This is a genomic window from Streptococcus sp. V913 (assembly GCF_054353455.1).
In genome coordinates this window covers 104,633-125,095 of the sequence record NZ_JBTHHX010000001.1, presented here as the reverse complement: position 1 = coordinate 125,095, position 20,463 = coordinate 104,633, and the positions used below count along the sequence as shown (strand labels likewise).

The following is a 20,463-nucleotide window of genomic DNA, read 5'->3' as shown; positions in this document are numbered from 1 at the left end:
TATTGGACTTGAAACACAAGAGAAATGGATTTCCTATTATTTTTATAAAAAGTTTGACTTCCGACCTTCTTTCGATTTTAACGTTCACATGTCTTTATAAAGGAGTAGAAAATGAAGAATGAAATGCTAGCTTTGATCCTTGCGGGTGGGCAAGGAACACGTCTCGGAAAACTCACTCAAAGCATTGCCAAACCGGCGGTGCAATTCGGTGGGCGCTACCGTATCATTGACTTTGCTCTTTCCAACTGTGCAAACTCTGGGATTCATAATGTTGGTGTTATTACGCAGTACCAACCTCTTGCTTTGAACAACCATATCGGAAATGGTTCGAGCTGGGGACTAGATGGTATTAACACAGGTGTTTCCATCCTTCAACCCTACTCTGCAAGCGAGGGAAATCGTTGGTTTGAAGGAACTAGCCACGCTATCTACCAAAACATTGACTACATCGACAGTATCAATCCAGAATATGTTTTGATCCTTTCTGGTGACCACATCTACAAGATGGACTATGATGACATGCTCCAATCACATAAGGATAACAATGCCAGTCTGACTGTAGCTGTTCTAGACGTACCTCTAAAGGAAGCTAGCCGTTTTGGTATCATGAATACAGATGCCAATAACCGTATCGTTGAATTTGAAGAAAAACCTGCTCAACCTAAGTCTACAAAGGCTTCAATGGGGATTTATATTTTTGATTGGAAACGTCTCCGCAATATGCTTGTTGCTGCTGAAAAGAACAAGGTAGATATGTCAGACTTTGGTAAAAACGTTATTCCAAATTACCTTGAGTCTGGTGAAAGTGTCTATGCTTATGAATTCAAGGGTTACTGGAAAGACGTTGGTACGATTGAGTCTCTATGGGAAGCCAATATGGAATACATTGATCCAAACAACGCTTTGGATAGTCGTGATCGTCAGTGGAAAATCTACTCACGGAACTTGATTTCACCACCAAACTTTATTGGAAAACACGCTCATGTAGAAGATTCTTTAGTTGTGGATGGCTGTCTCGTGGATGGAACTGTTAAGCATTCCATTCTCTCAACAGAAGCGCAAGTACGTGAGGGTGCTGAAGTAGTAGACTCTGTAATCATGAGTGGTGCCATTATCGGAAAAGGTGCAAAAATTAAACGTGCCATTATTGGTGAGGGTGCTGTTATTTCTGAAGGTGTCGAAATTGATGGAACAGACGAAGTACAAGTAGTAGGATACAATGAAGTAGTGGGGGTAGCATCAGATGAAGATTGATAAATATTCAGCCATTTTAGGAAACACCGTTGGTTTTCACGATATGTCAACTTTGACGGATCATCGTCCAGTAGCCGGCTTGCCATTTGGAGCAAAATATCGTTTGATTGACTTCCCTCTTTCTAGTCTTGCAAATGCTGGTGTTCGTAGTGTCTTTGGGATTTTCCAACAAGATAATTTCAGTTCAGTCTTTGATCACATTCGTTCAGGACGTGAGTGGGGGTTGTCGACCCTATTGAGTCACTACTATCTAGGAATTTACAATACTCGTGTTGAAAGCAGTACAGTTGGAAAAGAGTATTACCAACAACTTCTTACCTACTTGAGACGTTCAGGTTCAAATCAAACCGTTTCGATTAACTGCGATGTACTGGTGAATATTGATTTGAATCAAGTCTTCCACCTACACAATACAACGAATGGCCCGATCACAGTTGTATATAAAAAACTTCCGAAGAAAGACATTTCAGATGTGAATGCTATCTTGGAAATTGATGAAACTGACCATGTTCGTTCGCACAAACTCTTTGATAACAAATCTACGGATGAACTATTCAACATGTCTACAGATATCTTTGTTGTGGATACTCCTTGGTTGATTGAACGACTTGAAGAAGAGGCTCAGAAAGAATATCCTGAAAAGTTACGCTATGTCCTCCGCGATTTAGCTGTAAAAGAAGGTGCTTTTGCTTACGAATACACGGGCTATCTAGCCAATATTCACTCCGTTCAATCCTATTATCAAGCCAATATTGATATGTTGGAGTCTCAAAAATTCTACTCTCTCTTCTCACCTAACCAAAAGATTTATACCAAGGTTAAGAATGAAGAACCAACCTACTATGCGAATACTTCAAAAGTAAGTACTTCTCAGTTTGCTTCTGGTAGTATCATTGAGGGTGAAGTAGTTCAGTCAGTCCTATCTCGTAACATTTATGTTCACAAAGATAGTGTGGTGAAAGACAGCATTTTATTCCCTCGTGTTGTGATTGGTCAGGGTGCCCAAGTTGAATATGCCATCCTAGACAAAGGAGTTGAAGTTGCGGACGGTGTTGTCATTCGAGGAACAGCAGAACATCCAGTTGTAGTTAAGAAGGGTGAAACAGTAACAGAGGACATTTATTCATGAAAATTTTATTTGTAGCGGCAGAAGGAGCACCCTTTTCAAAAACAGGTGGTTTGGGCGATGTCATTGGCGCCCTTCCCAAATCACTTGTAAAAGCAGGGCACGAAGTTGCAGTTTTCTTGCCTTACTATGATATGGTAGAAGCTAAGTTTGGTGACCAGATAGAGGATGTTCTCCACTTTGAAGTTAGTGTAGGATGGCGTAGACAGTACTGTGGTATTAAGAAAACGGTCTTGAATGGGGTTACCTTCTACTTCATTGATAATCAATATTATTTCTTCCGTGGCCATGTGTACGGTGATTTTGACGATGGTGAACGCTTTGCCTTTTTCCAACTGGCTGCTCTTGAAGCCATGGAACGCATCGGCTTTATTCCTGATCTTCTCCATGTTCATGATTACCACACAGCCATGATTCCCTTCTTGTTGAAAGAAAAGTATCATTGGATTCAAGCATATCAAGGAATCAGAACAGTTTTAACTATTCATAATTTGGAATTTCAAGGTCAATTTTCTGAAGGAATGTTGTGGGATTTGTTCGGTGTTGGGTTTGAACGCTATGCTGATGGCACCCTTCGCTGGAATGATTGCCTCAACTGGATGAAAGCAGGTATTCTCTACGCGGATCGTGTCTCAACCGTTTCCCCTAGCTATGCGCACGAGATTATGACCAGTCAGTTCGGCTGCGGTTTGGACCAGATTCTTCGGATGGAGTCAGGTAAGGTTTCAGGTATTGTCAATGGTATTGACGCAGATCTTTATAATCCTCAAACAGACCCACTTTTAGATTATCATTTTAATAAGGAAGATTTGTCTGGAAAAGCACAAAATAAAGCAAAATTGCAAGAGAGAGTTGGGTTACCTGTCCGAGCAGATGTTCCTCTAGTTGGGATTGTCTCTCGTTTGACCCGTCAAAAAGGCTTTGATGTTGTTGTAGAGAGCTTGCATCGTTTCTTACAAGAGGACGTTCAAATAGTCCTTTTAGGAACAGGTGACCCGGCTTTTGAACATTCCTTCTCCTGGTTTGCGCAAGTCTATCCTGACAAACTATCAGCAAATATCACTTTTGACGTCAAGCTCGCTCAAGAAATATACGCAGCTTGTGATCTCTTCCTCATGCCAAGTCGTTTTGAACCATGTGGCTTGTCACAAATGATGGCTATGCGCTATGGAACTCTACCATTGGTTCATGAAGTGGGTGGCTTGCGTGATACGGTTCAATCCTTCAATCCTATCGAAGGAACTGGTACTGGATTTAGCTTTGACAATTTAACACCTTACTGGCTTAACTGGAGTTTCCAAACAGCCTTGGATGTTTATAAGTACCAGCCGGACGTTTGGAAAAATCTACAAAAACAAGCTATGGAATGCGATTTCTCATGGGATACAGCCTGCAAATCTTACCTGGACTTGTACCATAGTTTAGTCAACTAATAGATAAAATCGTATGATTCTTTCATACGATTTTTGGGCTGTTTAGAAAAGAGGAGAAGTGATGACTCAAGTAATGGGGCTCTGTGTCATGGATGTTGATGGCACCCTGATAGCAGAGGAAGTGATTGATCTTTTAGGAAGAGAAGCAGGTTGCGAAGCCGAAATTTCGCAAATTACAAGCCAGACAATGCGAGGTGAACTGGATTTTAAAACAAGTTTAAGAGCAAGAGTGGCTTTGTTAAAAGGTCTTCCAATTTCGGTCTTTGATACTGTCTTCAAATCCATTCACCTGTCCAAGAATGCTCAAGAATTTATCTCCATTCTTCAAAAGAATGGCATTCTAGTCGGTCTAGTGTCTGGTGGATTTGTACCAATAGTTGAGAGATTAGCAAAATCCCTTGGTATCTCCTATTTCTCTGCCAACCAGTTGGAAGTCAAAGACGGTTTTTTAACAGGAAAATCAGTTGGTGAAATTGTTACAGCCCAAGAAAAACAAGCCACTCTTGAGAGATGGAGAAAGGAATTAGGACTTTCCAAAGAAAGAACGATTGCCATCGGTGATGGTGCCAATGATCTCTTGATGTTAAAGTCAGCAGGATGTGGTATTGCATTTTGTGCCAAAGAGGTCGTAAAAACAGAGATAGCTTGTCATGTAGATACGAGGGATCTTTTAGAAGTTCTACCTTTAATTGATTTCTTAGAATGAGAGGGAACTATGAAAATTGTAATTGCACCCGATTCTTTTAAAGAAAGTTTGACGGCAGAAGAGGTTGCTCAAGCTATAAAAAGAGGATTCCAAAAATCGATAGCAGATGTAGAATGTCTGCTTTGCCCTGTAGGTGATGGTGGGGAAGGAACTGTAGACGCTATCCGACATTCTCTTGAACTAGAAGAAAAATGGCAAGAGGCGACAGGACCTTTTGGGCTAAAAGAATCCATACGCTACTTTCAAAAAGGCCAAATAGCGCTCTTTGAAGTTGCTGACTTGGTTGGTTTAGGAAAGATTCCGCGGGAGAAACGAAATCCCCTTCACATCCAAACCAAAGGTATCGGAGAGTTGCTTCGCCATCTCATTGATCTTGGAATGAAAGAAATCTATATCGGTGTAGGTGGTACGGCAAGTAATGATGGTGGAATTGGCATTGCAGCTGCTTTGGGTTATCGTTTTTATGATAAGAATGGAAAAGAATTGCCAGCTTGCGGTCAGACTTTGCTTGAATTCGAGTCAGTTTCAAATAGCAAGTTGTATAGGATTCCTGAAGATGTGAAAATCCGCATTTTAGCAGATGTCGTGAGCCCTTTATGTGGTCATCAAGGAGCGACCTATACATTTGGAAAACAAAAGGGCTTGGCTCCTGCTTTATTTGAGACGGTAGATCTGGCTATACAGGAGTTCTATGAAAAATTCTCGCCTTCAACCCTATCTCTGAAGGGAGCAGGAGCTGGTGGTGGGATTGCTGCTGGGCTATGTGCTTTTGCTGAGGCCTGTATCGTATCTGGGATTGATACTTGCTTGGATTTGATAGACTTTGACAAGAAAGTTGCAGGTGCCGACTTGGTTATCGTTGGAGAAGGCAGACTGGACAGTCAAAGCTTTGCTGGAAAAGCTCCTATCGGCGTAGCAAAAAGAATCCCTAACAGAGTTCCAGTTATTGCTATTTGTGGTAGTCTTGCTGACGATTTGCCTCCCCTACCATTTGAAAATATACAAGCAGCATTTTCCATTTTAGAAAAATGTGAACCTTTAGAGAATAGTTTGAAAAATGCAAGTCTCTATTTGGAGCACACAGCTACTAATATCGGTCATTTATTAAATTTGAGGAAGGATTAACCTAACCATTTTTTCCAGATTGATTTTTTAGGAGTTTCTGTCTTTTTCTCCTCCCAGAGATTCGAGAATGCAAGTCTAAGGTCTTTTTCATCTACTTGAACAGGTTCGTTCGTGTGAATGACAAGGCCGAAAGGAGAGGTGATATGATCATCTGAAACAATAGTCGCCTGGCAGTTGCTTTCCTTTGCTTGTTTTAAGTAAAAGACTTGTTTGTCAAACTCGATATTTGGTGAGATTTTCACAAAAAGTTCCTCTACTTTTTCTTGAAAACTATCTAAAATAGAGAAAAATCCATGTTCTAATTCAGGACTATTGGCAGTACTGATATCCGCGTATCCAAGAACTCTTTCCTCGAAAGTACCGAGGTAGCGGCGTTGTTCGTCAGGGTTTAATTTCGGCCCACCATGAGCTTTTTCTAGTAGTTGTTTTGATAAATCTGTCATAAAAACAGTATATCACAAAAATCGCATGAAAACAGACAAAAGAAAGCGATTACTTTATAAAGTTAAGGAAAATTTGCACAAAGATAACGTTTTTTCTTGAAAAACGCTTATTTTTAAGGTATCATAGAGGTGTAAAAAATTTAACTCAAAGGAGAGTAAAAAATGTCAATTATTACTGATGTTTACGCTCGCGAAGTCCTAGACTCACGCGGTAACCCAACACTTGAAGTAGAAGTTTATACTGAATCAGGTGCTTTCGGACGTGGTATGGTTCCATCAGGAGCTTCTACTGGTGAACACGAAGCAGTTGAACTTCGCGACGGTGACAAATCTCGTTACGGTGGTCTTGGTACACAAAAAGCTGTTGACAACGTAAACAACATCATCGCTGAAGCTATCATCGGCTACGATGTACGTGACCAACAAGCTATCGACCGTGCTATGATCGCACTTGACGGTACTCCTAACAAAGGTAAATTGGGTGCAAACGCAATTCTTGGTGTGTCTATCGCTGTAGCTCGTGCTGCTGCCGACTACCTTGAAATCCCACTTTACAGCTACCTTGGTGGATTCAACACTAAAGTTCTTCCAACTCCAATGATGAACATCATCAACGGTGGTTCTCACTCTGACGCTCCAATCGCTTTCCAAGAATTCATGATCGTACCTGCTGGTGCACCTACATTCAAAGAAGCTCTTCGTTGGGGTGCTGAAATCTTCCACGCTCTTAAGAAAATCCTTAAATCACGTGGTTTGGAAACAGCCGTAGGTGACGAAGGTGGATTCGCTCCTCGTTTCGAAGGAACTGAAGACGGTGTTGAAACTATCCTTGCTGCAATCGAAGCTGCTGGATATGTTCCTGGTAAAGACGTATTTATCGGATTTGACTGTGCTTCATCAGAATTCTATGATGAAGAACGTAAAGTTTACGACTACACTAAATTTGAAGGTGAAGGCGCTGCTGTACGTACTGCTGCAGAACAAATCGACTACCTTGAAGAATTGGTAAACAAATACCCAATCATCACTATCGAAGATGGTATGGATGAAAACGACTGGGACGGTTGGAAAGCTCTTACTGAACGTCTTGGTGGTAAAGTTCAATTGGTTGGTGACGACTTCTTCGTAACAAACACTTCTTACCTTGAAAAAGGTATTGCAGAAGGCGCTGCTAACTCAATCCTTATCAAAGTTAACCAAATCGGTACTCTTACTGAAACATTCGACGCTATCGAAATGGCAAAAGAAGCTGGTTATACTGCTGTTGTATCACACCGTTCAGGTGAAACTGAAGATTCAACAATCGCTGACATCGCAGTTGCAACTAACGCAGGACAAATCAAGACTGGTTCACTTTCACGTACAGACCGTATCGCTAAATACAACCAATTGCTTCGTATCGAAGACCAACTTGGTGAAGTAGCTGAATACCGTGGATTGAAATCATTCTACAACTTGAAAAAATAAAATAGTTCAGTGAACTATTTTATCCCGAACCTTGAAATTCAAAAGTTCGGTCGTTGATCTAACAACGTTTTAAGCCCCTCGGATTTTATCCGAAGGGCTTTTTTTCTGTTCAGGGGGCAAAAAGGGGGCAGTATTTATGGTATAATAGACAAAAAACTTGTATTAGAAAGCAATTATGTCTAAAGAAATTGATATTGAGTATTACCACCAACTAGCACTGCAAAAGCAGAAGGAACATCGTAAAATTTTAGCCAATCTAAAGAAAAAGCCACCTAAAAACTTAGATAAGATAGCCCAGCGGATCCACCAAGAAGTTTTTGCGGAGATTGATTGTACGGCCTGTGCCAACTGTTGCAAGACATTGGGGCCTGACTTTAAGGAAGCCGATATTACCCGTATTGCTAAGTACTTTAAGATGAAATTACCAGCTTTTGAAGCGGAGTTTCTGCAGGTAGATGAAGATGGTGATAAGGTTTTTAAATCCATGCCTTGTCCCTTTCTAGGAGGAGATAATCTCTGTTCCATCTATGAAGTTCGACCCAAGGCCTGTCGAGAGTTCCCCCATACAGATCGTAAAAAGATCCATCAAATTAATCATTTGACGATTAAGAATACCTTGACCTGCCCAGCAGCCTATCTCTTTGTTGAGAAATTAAAAGATAAGTTATAAAGATTTGAACCTTTAAATCTTGTACAAATATTCTAGGACGGAAGTATCTTGTATTTGCTAGAATATAGATAGATTGAACACGGCCTAAAAGCTGTTCGAAAAAGAGAAAATTTCTAGGACTAGAAGCTCCAGCGTTAATTTTCCTATTTTCACTTTGCTTTTAACGTCTTTTGTATCTTATGGAGGTAAGAAAAAAAGAATATGATGCATCAATTCAATCAAACAATGGATTATTTGGAGCAGCAACTGACTGAAGAAGTGGATATGAAAAAATTTCAGCAGCTATCGGGCTATTCTTACCCTCTCTTTAGCAGGCTATTTTCTATCCTGGCAGATATGACATTAGCAGAATACTTGCGCAATCGCAGGCTGTCAGAGGCTGTGATGGATTTGCGGGAAAGCTCTGAGAAAGTCATTGACATAGCAATGAAATATGGCTATGACTCTGCGGATGCTTTTAGTGCGGCCTTTAAGAAATTCCATGATGCAACTCCCTCAGAAGTTCGAAATGGAAAACCTTATCGGGTCTTTCCTAAGCTTCAATTATCCTTAAAAATCACAGGAGGAAAGAACATGGATATCAAGATTCAAAAGAAACCTGCATTTACCGTGGCAGGCGTCCTATTGGAAGCTATTGACAATAGCAAATGCCCGTCTGCTTGGGAGTATCTCTATGCTCATCACAGTTTTGAAAATCTAGAAAGTCTGGGCAATGGTCAATCCTTTGGCGTCTGCTCAGATGTCAAAGAAGGCGAAATCATCAACTATATGGCTGCCTATGATGTGACGGATAAAGCTAAAGCAGAAGAATTGGGTCTGTCAATCAAAGACATCTCTGAAGCCGAATATGCTATCGTACCAGTCAAGGGGGTTATACCAGCTAGCATCCACCATGCTTGGAAATACGTCTTAGAAGTCTTTTTCCCGGAAACTGGTTATCGCCATTCAGGAACCCCAGACTTTGAAGTTTATTTCAAAGGAGATATGTCGTCACCAGACTATCAAATGGAACTCTGGATACCAGTAAGCAAGGACTAGATAATCTTCTATTTTTTATAAAGATGGAAAGCTGACTCTGTAGAAAGAACCTCTACAGAGTTTTTATTGTGGAAATTCATGTATATAAATCAAACATACCATAATTTTTGTTTGGAATTTATGGGGTATGAGTAAAGTTATCTCGGTATAATAATCCCATAGAAGATAAGGAGGCAGGAATATGCAGATGTATTTTGGCGATGTATCACTTTGCTATAGCTATTCATTGGCAATGGCACTCGACGCCTATGGTTATGACTTTAAAGCAGAGTTTTTAGAGGCAATTATGGTGATAGGAAATGGCGCTAGTATCGTAAAGGAAGATAAGCAGCACCCTCTAGTATTCTTTGATAATGGAATGCCAGACCTTTCCATCTCCCATTCCTTAAAGATACTAGGTTTTGACTATGAGGATTTCTATCTAAAAGATGGAACGGAAGTAGATTTGGAAGAGATTAAAGGAAAGTTGGAAACGTTTCTGTCCAAAGGACCAGTCGTACTGGGACCTCTTGATATTGGCCACTTGACTTACAATCCAAATCACACAATGCTTTATGGTGTAGATCACTTTGTAACAGTGTATGCTGTTGATGGTCAGTATCTCTATTTGCATGATCCAGCTGGTTTTGCCTGTATGAAGGTTGCTTTTAATGACTTTTTAGAAGCTTGGAAGGCGGAAGCTATTGACTATAAGCGTGGAGCATACTCCATGTGGGGAAATTTTAGGAAGGTCAAGAGTCCAAGTCAAACTCAAATCTATCAAGAAACGGCGAGGATTATGAGGACCAGATATCTGGATGGACAAAGTAATGTCTTGGAATGTTATGCAAAAGCAATTGCTGAAAACGGCTTAAATACGGAGCAAAAGCAATTGCATCAGTATTTCAGCTTTAAACTTGCTGCTGTTCGAAATCTCTATCTTAGTCGATTTTTAAAAGACCATGATCCCGAAGGGGCAAGATTAAAAGAGGAATTAGCTTCTTTATTTGGTCAAGCCCACCTTTCGTGTTTAAAAGAAGATTACCAAGAACTAGCCCACTTGCTCTATCAGATAGCTGAAGTGGATGACCGCTTTAGAGATTTATATGTAAAGTAACAGGCCTAGAGATGACTCTAAGCATTAAAAATAGGTAGTAAAAGCAGTTTTTCGTAAAATGAAGGACTGCATTTTGATTATGGTATAATGAAGTGAGGAAATAGCATATCCAACTTAAAAATGAAGGGAGAACTCCTATGCCTAGACCAAGAACGAAAGAGGAATTAGTGCTAGCCTCTAAGGAAAACTATGAAAAGCTCAATCACTTTATATCTAAATTAAGTGAAGAGGAACTACAGACTCCTTTTGATTTTTCAAAAGACCAAAAGAAAAAAGAAGCTCACTGGAAAAGAGATAAAAATCTAAGAGATGTTCTGATCCATCTCTGTGAATGGCATCAGTTTCTTTTGACCTGGATACATTCCAATCAAAAGGGTCATGAAAGACCTTTTCTCCCTGAACCTTATAATTGGAAAACTTATGGGAGAATGAATGTCGCTATTTGGAAGAAGCACCAGAAAACGTCTTTAGAAGAAGCGACTAGGCTACTAGAGCAATCGCATAGAGAGGTGTTAGAGTTGCTGGAAGACTTTAGCAATGACGAACTCTTTACCAAAGGTGTCTATAAGTGTACAGGAGGGACAAGTTTAGGCTCCTACTTTGTGAGTGCCACATCCAGTCACTATGATTGGGCTATGAAAAAACTCAAAGCTCATCAGAGAAATTGTAAGAGTAGCTAGTTGAAGTTCTATTGAAATTCACCAAAGGTTCTTCTAAGTTTCGAATAGCTTAGTGCTCGTGATTTTAGAGCTCTTCTAGCTTTAGAATCCTTCAAAAATTAAAATTTAAGGCTGTCATAGATTTAGAACAGATCTAAAACACATATATAAATGTAATTCTAAACTTAGAATTGCATTTATATTAAAGTAATAGAGCTGTTCGATGCTTAGAATGTCTTGATTCTGAGAAATCTTGACTAGAAAATGCCTCGAATGGCTTTTTTCTGATATAGGATGATAGATAGATGGGTGAGATGATGAAAATACAAAAAAAGAAAGTTAGAAAAGAGTTGGTGTCCCTTTGTTTGGGAGAGTTCACAGCGGTCCTATCCTTTTGGTTTTGTTTTTTCCTTTTGAAAAATCGACTTGGTGATTGGAATAGTCTAGCAACCATTCTCTATCCTTTGTCTTTACTGACATTTATTTTACTTCAAGGTTCAATTTACTGGGCAATCTTGATTAGAAGACTGTCGAAACCTCAGTTTGGTAGTAGAAGTGTCCCCAAATTATATGGTGGTTTCAGAATACTAGACTTTGTTTTACTTATTTCAGGATTTCCTTTTATTGTCTGGAATACACCGAGTGTCCAAGTGGGTATTATAGCCACACTAATACAGCTTTTTGCCCTTATCGAATGGGTTAATTATTTCCTTGTACGTCTATCTTATAGTTTGAACCCACTTGTTTTATGGAAACGAATTACTAAGGGAAAACTTGAAAAAAGCAGAATAGCCAAGGAGTTGGGGTAGAGACGAATAAAGAGCTTACCCATTCGTTTTGTAATATGCTATAATAAATCTATCAATTATTTTAACAACTACTTTAAGTGAGGTAAGTATGCAAATTAACTATAAGAAGACAGAAATCAGATATTGTTATATCTAAACCGTCAGCCATTGAAGTAGGAAAATACTTGAAAACGTGGAAAAATCTTAAAAATTATCAGTTGCAAGAAGATGCTTTAGATAAATTATTTTTTGAGCTTTTACCAATATTTTTTCAGTTTATCCAGTTGCAGAACATATTCTAAGTCTTAAAATTGATGAGAGGTTGAGACAAGGTGATGTAACTTTAGTCAAGGAAATTCAAAATGTTACTATTAATGGAGTCACTAGAAAGTTTTATTCTTTTTCTACCAAATACTGTTCTCATCATAATCCTAACGAATACCCTATTTATGATAGCTATGTAGAAAAGGTATTAAAATATTTTAGAAAAACAGATAAATTTTTCAACCTTAAGAATGCAGACCTAAAAGATTATCAAGAATTTAAAAATATAATTATTGCTTTTAGAGAATACTACGGATTAGAAGAATTTAATCTTAAAGAGATTGATCAGTATTTATGGCAGTTGGGAAAAGAATATTTCCCTAATAAATACTAGTAACTTGTTCTCACATAGAAAGGAAAACTTCAAATTGCCCTACAAATTTCTACTCTTCGACCTTGACCATACCTTGCTTGATTTCGATACTGCTGAGGATGTGGCTCTGACGCAACTTCTAAAAGAAGAAGGAGTTGCGGATATTCAAGCCTACAAAGACTATTACGTTCCAATGAACAATGCTCTCTGGAAGGACTTGGAGCAAAAGAAAATTAGTAAACAAGAGCTGGTCAACACGCGCTTTTCTCGTTTATTTGCCTATTTCGGACAGGAAAAAGACGGTATGTTACTTGCCCAGCGTTACCAATTTTACTTAGCCCAACAGGGGCAAACTCTTTCGGGTGCTCATGAACTCTTGGACAGCCTCATCGAGAGAGATTATGAGCTATACGCTGCGACAAATGGGATTACTGCCATTCAGACAGGACGTTTGGCTCAATCTGGTCTGGCTCCCTATTTCAACCAAGTCTTTATCTCCGAGCAATTGCAAACACAAAAGCCTGACGCACTATTCTATGAAAAAATCGGTCAACAGATTGAAGGCTTCATCAAAGAAAAGGCGCTGATGATTGGAGATTCTCTAACCGCCGATATCCAAGGTGGCAATAATGCTGGTATTGATACTATCTGGTACAATCCCCATCATCTGGAAAATAATACACAAGCCCAGCCGACTTATGAAGCTCATTCTTACCAAGACTTGCTGGATTGTTTGGATAAACTGTAAAAAGTGGTTTAGATAGCCACTTTTTGCTATAATAGAAGCAGTAAAAACGAAGGAGTTGGCGATGCAACACTCATCTTGGCATGCTTTGATTAAGGAGCAATTACCTGAGGGGTATTTCGGGAAAATCAATCAATTTATGAACCAGGTCTATGCTCAGGGAACTGTTTATCCACCCAAGGAAAAAGTTTTTCAGGCTCTATTGACTACACCGCTTGAAGAAGTTAAGGTGGTGATTCTAGGGCAAGACCCCTATCACGGGCAAGGTCAGGCGCAGGGTTTGAGTTTTTCTGTACCGGATACCATTCCAGCTCCGCCATCCTTGCAAAATATTCTGAAAGAATTAGCAGATGATCTTGGCGTTAAGAAATCTCATGATTTGACAGCTTGGGCTGAGCAAGGAGTTTTACTTCTCAATGCCTGTTTGACCGTTCCTGCCGGCCAGGCCAATGGTCATGCTGGGCTGATATGGGAGCCTTTTACAGATGCTGTGATTCAGGTTGTCAATAATCTGGATAGGCCAGTGGTCTTTGTACTCTGGGGCGCTTATGCACGCAAGAAGAAGTCCTTGGTTACCAATCCTCACCACTTGATTATCGAATCAGCCCATCCCAGTCCTTTATCTGTTTTCAGAGGATTTTGGGGTTCCAAGCCTTTTTCTAAGGCTAATGCATTTTTAAAAGAGACAGGACAAGTGCCAATTGATTGGCTTAGATAAGGAGAGAATATGCCTCAGTTAGCGACGATTTGCTACATTGATAACGGAAAAGAACTGCTCATGCTGCATCGTAATAAGAAGCCGAATGATGTCCATGAAGGCAAATGGATTGGTGTGGGTGGTAAGTTAGAGCGAGGGGAGACACCTCAAGAATGCGCAGCGCGTGAAATCTTCGAAGAAACAGGTTTGAAAGGTAAGCCTGTGCTAAAAGGCGTTATCACTTTTCCTGAGTTCACGCCTGATTTAGACTGGTACACCTATGTTTTTAAGGTAACGGAGTTTGAGGGGGACTTGATTGACTGCAATGAGGGGACGCTGGAATGGGTTCCCTATGATGAAGTTTTGAGCAAGCCGACTTGGGAGGGTGATCACACCTTTGTTGAGTGGCTTTTAGAGGACAAACCCTTCTTTTCAGCTAAGTTTGTTTATGATGGGGATAAATTGTTGGATACTCAAGTTGATTTCTATGAATAAAGGAGAAAGCAGATGTTACTAATCAAAAATGGTCGTGTAATGGATCCCAAGTCTGGTTTGGATCAAGTGTGTGATGTTTTGGTCCAAGATGGGAAAATTGTCAAAATTGCGCCTGAAATTAAGGAAGAAGGAGCAGAACTGATTGATGCTACTGGGCTTGTAGTTGCGCCTGGACTCGTGGATATTCATGTTCATTTTCGTGAACCTGGTCAGACCCACAAGGAGGATATCCATACTGGTGCTCTAGCAGCCGCTGCAGGTGGTTTTACAACGGTCGTCATGATGGCTAATACCAATCCAACCATCTCAGACGTGGAGACTTTGCAAGAAGTTCTTCAGTCAGCTGCTAAAGAGAAAATCAATGTTAAGACGGTTGCGACCATTACTAAGAATTTTAATGGCCAAGACTTAACTGACTTTAAGGCACTTTTGGAAGCTGGAGCAGTTGGTTTCTCAGATGACGGTATCCCGCTTGAAAGTAGCAAGGTTCTCAAAGAAGCCTTGGAAAACGCCAAGAAACTAGGTACCTTTGTTTGTCTTCACGAGGAAGATCCTGGTTTGAATGGAATTCTTGGCTTCAACGAAAACATCGCTAAAGACCACTTCAAGATCTGTGGTGCGACAGGTGTAGCAGAATACGCTATGATTGCGCGTGATGTCATGATTGCCCATGCAACTAAGGCCCATGTTCACATCCAGCATTTATCTAAGGAAGAAAGTGTCAAGGTAGTAGAGTTTGCTCAAGGTTTGGGGGCCCAAGTCACAGCAGAAGTGGCACCACAACATTTTTCTAAGACAGAAACTCTTCTTTTAACTCAAGGTAGCAATGCCAAAATGAACCCTCCGCTTCGTTTGGAGTCAGACCGCCGTGCCGTTATCGAGGGCCTCAAGTCAGGCGTCATCACTGTGATTGCGACAGACCACGCGCCTCACCATGCAGATGAGAAAAATGTAGAAGATATCACCAAAGCGCCATCTGGTATGACTGGTTTGGAAACCTCTCTATCTCTCGGCTTGACTTATTTGGTGGAAGCTGGTGAGCTAAGCTTAATGGAATTGCTAGAAAAAATGACTGTCAATCCAGCCAAACTTTATAACTTTGAAGCAGGCTACTTAGCTGAAAATGGTCCAGCGGATATCACTATCTTTGATGACAAGGCTGATCGTACTGTTGGTCCAAACTTCGCTTCAAAATCAGCTAATTCTCCATTTATCGGGGAAACTTTAAAAGGGCAGGTCAAGTATACTATCTGTAAGGGACAAATCGTCTATCAAAACTAGATGGGACTCTGCTCTTAAATTGAAAAGAATAGAGAGCGTTCATGTATCCAACCCATCAATTTAAAGATAAGTTTATCTTATTTCTTAAGATATTTTTCCCTATCCTGATTTATCAGTTTGCCAATTATTCTGCCTCTTTTGTCGATACAACCATGACGGGGCAGTACAATACCATGGACTTGGCAGGAGTATCAACTGCAACGAGTCTATGGAATCCTTTCTTTACTTTTTTAACAGGGATTGTTTCGGCCATGGTTCCCATTATAGGCCATCATCTAGGACGAGGTAAAAAGGAAGAAGTTGCATCTGACTTTTACCAATTTATCTACTTGGCTTTCGGACTGTCTTTGGTTTTGCTTGGCATGGTAGTATTCTTAGCGCCGCCTGTCTTAAACCATATTGGACTAGAATCTCAGGTGGCGGCAGTTGCAGTTTCCTATCTTTGGTACTTGTCTATTGGAATTATTCCCTTGTTGCTTTTCAGTGTCATTCGGTCATTGTTAGATTCTCTTGGTTTGACCAAACTATCTATGTATCTCATGCTCTTACTGCTACCTTTAAATTGTGGATTTAACTATTTATTGATCTACGGTGCCTTTGGGTTTCCAGAGTTAGGTGGAGCAGGAGCAGGCTTAGGTACTTCCCTGGCTTACTGGTGTCTTCTCGGAATCTCTGTCATCATTCTTTTAAAGCAAGAAAAGTTAAAAGAGTTTCATTTGGAAAAACCGCTTCCGCTTGATCTAGTAAAGATTAAAGAAGGGATTCGCTTAGGTCTACCAATCGGTGGAACTGTTTTTGCTGAGGTGATTATTTTTTCTGTCGTTGGTTTGATTATGGCTAAGTTTTCGTCTATGATTATTGCCAGTCACCAGTCAGCCATGAACTTCTCGACACTCATGTATGCTTTTCCCATGAGTATTTCTTCTGCCATGGCCATAGTTGTTTCTTATGAGGTTGGAGCTAAGCGTTTTGATGATGCTAAGACCTATATCAAAATTGGTCGTTGGATAGCCTTGATATTTGCAGGTTTTACCTTAAGCTTCCTCTATATCTTGAGAGATGTCGTAGCCAGTTTATATGGAAATAATCCTGACTTCATTAAATTAACATCTACCTTTCTAACTTATAGTCTATTTTTCCAGTTAGCTGACACTGTTGCAGCTCCTTTGCAAGGAATTCTCAGAGGTTATAAGGACACGGTTGTTCCCTTTTATCTTGGAGTAATTGCTTACTGGGCGGTGTCCATTCCATTAGGCTTATTCTTAGACCAAGTAACAACTTTGGGAGCCTATTCTTACTGGATTGGTTTAATAGCGAGTTTAGTCGTTAGTGCTATACTCTATCAATGGCGCTTGCAAACGATTATGAAAAAAATCAACTAATTTTTGGAAAATAAATTGAAAACAAGTTTGTGAAAAAATAATCTAATTAAAGAAAATCCCTGTTTTTTCGGGGTTTCTTTTTTGTGTTTTGTGAATTTTTCTTAACAAATACTTTGACAGTGTATAGTAAAAACGGTAGAATAGTAAGGTAAGAACAATGTTAGAAAGGCAAGATTATGTCAACTTTAGATAAAAATCTTTTGCTAGAGATGTTCCGTAAGATGGAAGAAATCCGTCGTATGGACTTAAAAATTGCACAATTAGTAAAGAAAGGAAAAGTGCCAGGAATGACGCACTTTTCTGTTGGAGAAGAGGCAGCTAACGTGGGTGCTATGTTGGCTCTCAATCCAGATGATCTAATTACCTCAAACCACCGTGGTCACGGACAAGCTATTGCCAAAGGAATTGACCTCAACGGAATGATGGCTGAAATCCTTGGCAAATACACTGGAACTTGTAAAGGTAAAGGTGGATCTATGCACATTGCCGACCTTGATGCTGGTAACCTCGGTGCCAATGGTATCGTTGGTGGTGGTATGGGAATCGCTGTTGGCGCAGCCCTTAGTCAGCAAATGCAACATACTGATAAAATCGTCGTCTGCTTCTTTGGAGATGGTGCGACCAACGAAGGTGTTTTCCACGAAGCAGTGAACATGGCTTCTATTTGGAAACTCCCAGTTATTTTCTACTGCATTAACAACGGTTATGGGATCTCTGCGGATATCAAGAAAATGACTAACGTGGAACATATCCATCATCGTAGCGCAGCTTATGGAATTCCTGGAATGTTCATCGAAGATGGAAACAATGTCATCGACGTCTATGAAGGATTTAAGAAAGCCGTAGACCATGTTCGTGGTGGCAATGGCCCAGTCTTGATTGAAAGTGTAACTTATCGATGGCTTGGCCACTCATCATCTGACCCTGGTAAATATCGTACCCGTGAAGAAGTGGAATTGTGGAAACAAAAAGACCCAATCGAAAATCTTCGAAAATACCTCATTGAAAACAATATTGCAAGTGCAGAAGAATTGGAAGAAATTCAAGCACAAGTCAAGGAAGCAGTAGAAGCCTCTGTTAAATTTGCAGAAGAAAGCCCATTCCCACCACTAGAATCGGCATTTGAAGATATTTACGCAGACTAAGGAGAAAGAGATAAAATGGAAACAAAAACAATGTCCTTCCGTGACACCATTATCCTTGCTATGTCTGAGGAAATGCGTCGCGATGAAAATGTATTCTTGATGGGAGAAGACGTCGGTGTCTTCGGAGGAGACTTCGGAACTTCTGTTGGAATGCTCGAAGAATTTGGTCCAGAACGTATCCGTGACTGTCCGATTTCTGAAGCTGCCATCTCTGGAGCAGCAGCGGGAGCAGCTATGACAGGACTTCGCCCAATCGTTGATATGACCTTTATGGACTTCTCGGTTATAGCCATGGACAATATCGTCAACCAAGCTGCTAAAACACGTTATATGTTTGGTGGTAAAGGTCAGGTTCCAATGACAGTTCGATGTGCAGCTGGTAACGGTGTCGGTTCTGCAGCCCAGCACTCGCAATCTTTAGAGTCTTGGTTTACTCACATTCCTGGACTTAAGGTTGTGGCACCTGGAACACCTGCGGACATGAAAGGACTTCTTAAGTCTTCTATCCGAGACAACAATCCTGTTATCATTCTTGAGTACAAGTCAGAATTTAACCAAAAAGGGGAAGTGCCAGTTGATCCAGACTACACAATCCCACTTGGAGTTGGGGAAATCAAACGCCAAGGTACAGATGTAACAGTTGTTACTTATGGAAAAATGCTTCGCCGTGTGGTTCAAGCAGCTGAAGAATTGGCAGAAGAAGGAATTTCGGTTGAAATTGTGGACCCACGTACCCTTGTACCGCTTGATAAGGATATCATCATTAACTCAGTTAAGAAGACTGGAAAGGTCGTTCTGGTCAACGATGCCCACAAAACAAGTGGCTATATCGGCGAGATTTCAGCAATTATTTCAGAATCAGAAGCATTTGACTATCTAGATGCACCAATCCGCCGTTGCGCCGGAGAAGATGTGCCAATGCCTTACGCACAAAATCTAGAAAATGCAATGATTCCAACAGTTGAAAGCATCAAAGAAGCAGTCCGTAAGACATATAACAAAGAATAATCTTGCATAAATTAAATTATGTAAGATTTTAGAGATTTTTAACTTTAGTAACTTAAGACACGTTCCGTGTCCAAGTTACTTGTAGAGTTGTAATTGAATTCGGACGGAGGTCTGCGAAAAAAAGATAGATTTCCTTGTGTTCATCGAACACATCGTCAATCTCCTATTTTTTCATTGCCCTCTTCGTCCTTAATATCTTAGTATAGAATTGGAGAGGTCATGGCTGATGACAAGCTAAGAGCGACTCCTGCGGCTAGAAAGTTAGCGGATGATCTAGGGATCAATCTCTACGACGTTTCTGGCTCAGGTGCAAACGGTCGTGTCCACAAAGAAGACGTGGAAACTTATAAAGACACAAACGTGGTTCGCATTTCGCCACTTGCAAAACGAATTGCCCTCGAACATAACATTGCTTGGCAGGAAATCCAAGGAACGGGTCATCGTGGTAAAATCATGAAGAAGGATGTTTTGGCCTTGCTTCCTGAAAATATCGAAAACGATACCATCAAGTCTCCTGCTCAAATCGAAAAAGTGGAAGAAGTTCCAGATACTATCACTCCTTATGGTGAGATTGAGCGTATTCCAATGACACCAATGCGTAAGGTTATCGCCCAACGTATGGTTGAATCCTACCTAACTGCGCCAACCTTCACACTCAACTACGATGTCGATATGTCAGAAATGTTGGCCCTTCGTAAGAAGGTTCTTGATCCAATCATGGAAGCAACTGGTAAGAAAGTAACGGTTACAGACCTTCTTTCACTGGCTGTTGTTAAGACATTGATGAAACACCCATACATCAACGCTTCATTGACTGAAGATGGTAAGACCATTGTCACTCACAACTATGTCAACCTTGCTATGGCAGTTGGGATGGATAACGGATTGATGACACCTGTTGTGTATAATGCTGAAAAGATGAGTCTTTCAGAGTTGGTTGTAGCCTTCAAGGATGTGATTGGTCGTACTCTGGATGGTAAATTGGCTCCAAGCGAACTGCAAAATTCAACCTTCACAATCAGTAACTTGGGAATGTTTGGCGTTCAGTCCTTTGGTCCGATTATTAACCAACCAAACTCAGCTATCCTCGGGGTGAGCTCAACAGTTGAGAAACCTGTAGTTGTCAATGGTGAGATTGTCATTCGCCCAATCATGAGTCTTGGTTTAACTATTGACCACCGTGTCGTAGATGGTATGGCTGGTGCTAAGTTTATGAAAGACTTGAAAGCCTTGATTGAGAATCCAATCTCAATGTTGGTTTAAGTCAG

At 40.4% G+C, this 20,463-nt stretch carries 20 protein-coding genes and 1 pseudogene; 20 read left to right on the top strand and 1 reads right to left on the bottom strand.

Annotated elements, in window-relative coordinates; translation table 11 throughout:
- Positions 1 to 111: 111 nt before the first annotated feature.
- The 5 genes from ACXYSL_RS00640 to ACXYSL_RS00620 all read left to right on the top strand — a co-directional run bounded on the left by ACXYSL_RS00640 (position 112) and on the right by ACXYSL_RS00620 (position 5,644).
- On the top strand, positions 112 to 1,254 hold the full coding sequence (locus ACXYSL_RS00640; RefSeq protein ID WP_000787257.1) for a glucose-1-phosphate adenylyltransferase: 1,143 nt from the start codon (positions 112 to 114) through the stop codon (positions 1,252 to 1,254).
- Positions 1,244 to 2,383 carry a glucose-1-phosphate adenylyltransferase subunit GlgD gene (gene glgD / locus ACXYSL_RS00635; protein WP_458623674.1) on the top strand — a complete coding sequence of 380 codons (1,140 nt, stop codon included), beginning with the start codon at positions 1,244 to 1,246 and terminating at the stop codon, positions 2,381 to 2,383. Before ACXYSL_RS00640 ends, glgD begins: the two co-directional genes overlap by 11 nt.
- Entirely contained in the window at positions 2,380 to 3,813 is a 1,434-nt protein-coding gene (gene glgA / locus ACXYSL_RS00630; RefSeq protein ID WP_009730181.1) for a glycogen synthase GlgA, read from the top strand. The genes glgD and glgA overlap by 4 nt, the downstream gene beginning before the upstream one ends.
- 61 nt (positions 3,814 to 3,874) lie before the next feature.
- Positions 3,875 to 4,519, top strand: coding sequence for a phosphoserine phosphatase SerB (gene serB / locus ACXYSL_RS00625; protein WP_458623673.1), 645 nt, complete (start codon positions 3,875 to 3,877; stop codon positions 4,517 to 4,519).
- 9 nt (positions 4,520 to 4,528) lie between these two features.
- Positions 4,529 to 5,644 carry a glycerate kinase gene (locus tag ACXYSL_RS00620; RefSeq protein WP_458623672.1) on the top strand — a complete coding sequence of 372 codons (1,116 nt, stop codon included), beginning with the start codon at positions 4,529 to 4,531 and terminating at the stop codon, positions 5,642 to 5,644.
- Here ACXYSL_RS00620 and ACXYSL_RS00615 read toward each other — a convergent pair.
- Positions 5,641 to 6,087: a DUF1694 domain-containing protein gene (locus ACXYSL_RS00615; protein ID WP_458623671.1), complete on the bottom strand. Its 447-nt coding sequence runs from the start codon at positions 6,085 to 6,087 to the stop codon at positions 5,641 to 5,643. The genes ACXYSL_RS00620 and ACXYSL_RS00615 overlap by 4 nt on opposite strands.
- A 162-nt stretch (positions 6,088 to 6,249) precedes the next feature.
- Between ACXYSL_RS00615 and eno the strand changes: the two genes are divergently transcribed.
- From eno to ACXYSL_RS00540, 15 genes and pseudogenes are all read left to right on the top strand, one after another.
- The gene (eno, locus tag ACXYSL_RS00610; RefSeq protein WP_000022823.1) at positions 6,250 to 7,554 is read left to right on the top strand and encodes a surface-displayed alpha-enolase; all 1,305 of its coding nucleotides are present in this window, start codon (positions 6,250 to 6,252) and stop codon (positions 7,552 to 7,554) included.
- A gap of 175 nt (positions 7,555 to 7,729) precedes the next feature.
- Positions 7,730 to 8,224 carry a YkgJ family cysteine cluster protein gene (locus ACXYSL_RS00605; RefSeq protein ID WP_084920811.1) on the top strand — a complete coding sequence of 165 codons (495 nt, stop codon included), beginning with the start codon at positions 7,730 to 7,732 and terminating at the stop codon, positions 8,222 to 8,224.
- 201 nt (positions 8,225 to 8,425) lie between these two features.
- Complete coding sequence (locus ACXYSL_RS00600) at positions 8,426 to 9,262, top strand: AraC family transcriptional regulator (protein ID WP_458623670.1); 837 nt, start codon at positions 8,426 to 8,428, stop codon at positions 9,260 to 9,262.
- A 181-nt stretch (positions 9,263 to 9,443) separates the two neighbouring features.
- Entirely contained in the window at positions 9,444 to 10,358 is a 915-nt protein-coding gene (locus ACXYSL_RS00595) for a peptidase (protein ID WP_458623669.1), read from the top strand.
- Positions 10,359 to 10,495: 137 nt separating this feature from the next.
- Positions 10,496 to 11,038 carry a ClbS/DfsB family four-helix bundle protein gene (locus tag ACXYSL_RS00590; RefSeq protein ID WP_458623668.1) on the top strand — a complete coding sequence of 181 codons (543 nt, stop codon included), beginning with the start codon at positions 10,496 to 10,498 and terminating at the stop codon, positions 11,036 to 11,038.
- 284 nt (positions 11,039 to 11,322) lie between these two features.
- Positions 11,323 to 11,826 (top strand): hypothetical protein, encoded by a 504-nt coding sequence (locus tag ACXYSL_RS00585; RefSeq protein WP_458623667.1) that lies wholly within the window; start codon positions 11,323 to 11,325, stop codon positions 11,824 to 11,826.
- A gap of 88 nt (positions 11,827 to 11,914) precedes the next feature.
- Positions 11,915 to 12,463: pseudogene (locus ACXYSL_RS00580) on the top strand (hypothetical protein).
- A gap of 34 nt (positions 12,464 to 12,497) precedes the next feature.
- Positions 12,498 to 13,190, top strand: coding sequence for a pyrimidine 5'-nucleotidase PynA (pynA, locus tag ACXYSL_RS00575; RefSeq protein ID WP_167265587.1), 693 nt, complete (start codon positions 12,498 to 12,500; stop codon positions 13,188 to 13,190).
- Between the two features lie 61 nt (positions 13,191 to 13,251).
- Positions 13,252 to 13,905, top strand: a complete 654-nt coding sequence (locus ACXYSL_RS00570) for a uracil-DNA glycosylase (RefSeq protein WP_458623666.1) — start codon at positions 13,252 to 13,254, stop codon at positions 13,903 to 13,905.
- A gap of 9 nt (positions 13,906 to 13,914) precedes the next feature.
- Positions 13,915 to 14,379 carry an NUDIX hydrolase gene (locus tag ACXYSL_RS00565; RefSeq protein ID WP_001135762.1) on the top strand — a complete coding sequence of 155 codons (465 nt, stop codon included), beginning with the start codon at positions 13,915 to 13,917 and terminating at the stop codon, positions 14,377 to 14,379.
- Between the two features lie 12 nt (positions 14,380 to 14,391).
- Positions 14,392 to 15,660, top strand: a complete 1,269-nt coding sequence (locus tag ACXYSL_RS00560; RefSeq protein ID WP_167265589.1) for a dihydroorotase — start codon at positions 14,392 to 14,394, stop codon at positions 15,658 to 15,660.
- A 41-nt stretch (positions 15,661 to 15,701) separates the two neighbouring features.
- On the top strand, positions 15,702 to 17,042 hold the full coding sequence (locus tag ACXYSL_RS00555) for an MATE family efflux transporter (RefSeq protein ID WP_458623665.1): 1,341 nt from the start codon (positions 15,702 to 15,704) through the stop codon (positions 17,040 to 17,042).
- A 176-nt stretch (positions 17,043 to 17,218) separates the two neighbouring features.
- Positions 17,219 to 18,187 (top strand): thiamine pyrophosphate-dependent dehydrogenase E1 component subunit alpha, encoded by a 969-nt coding sequence (locus tag ACXYSL_RS00550; protein WP_458623664.1) that lies wholly within the window; start codon positions 17,219 to 17,221, stop codon positions 18,185 to 18,187.
- 15 nt (positions 18,188 to 18,202) lie between these two features.
- The gene (locus ACXYSL_RS00545) at positions 18,203 to 19,195 is read left to right on the top strand and encodes an alpha-ketoacid dehydrogenase subunit beta (RefSeq protein ID WP_458623663.1); all 993 of its coding nucleotides are present in this window, start codon (positions 18,203 to 18,205) and stop codon (positions 19,193 to 19,195) included.
- A 219-nt stretch (positions 19,196 to 19,414) separates the two neighbouring features.
- Complete coding sequence (locus ACXYSL_RS00540) at positions 19,415 to 20,458, top strand: dihydrolipoamide acetyltransferase (protein ID WP_458623662.1); 1,044 nt, start codon at positions 19,415 to 19,417, stop codon at positions 20,456 to 20,458.
- Positions 20,459 to 20,463: the final 5 nt, after the last annotated feature.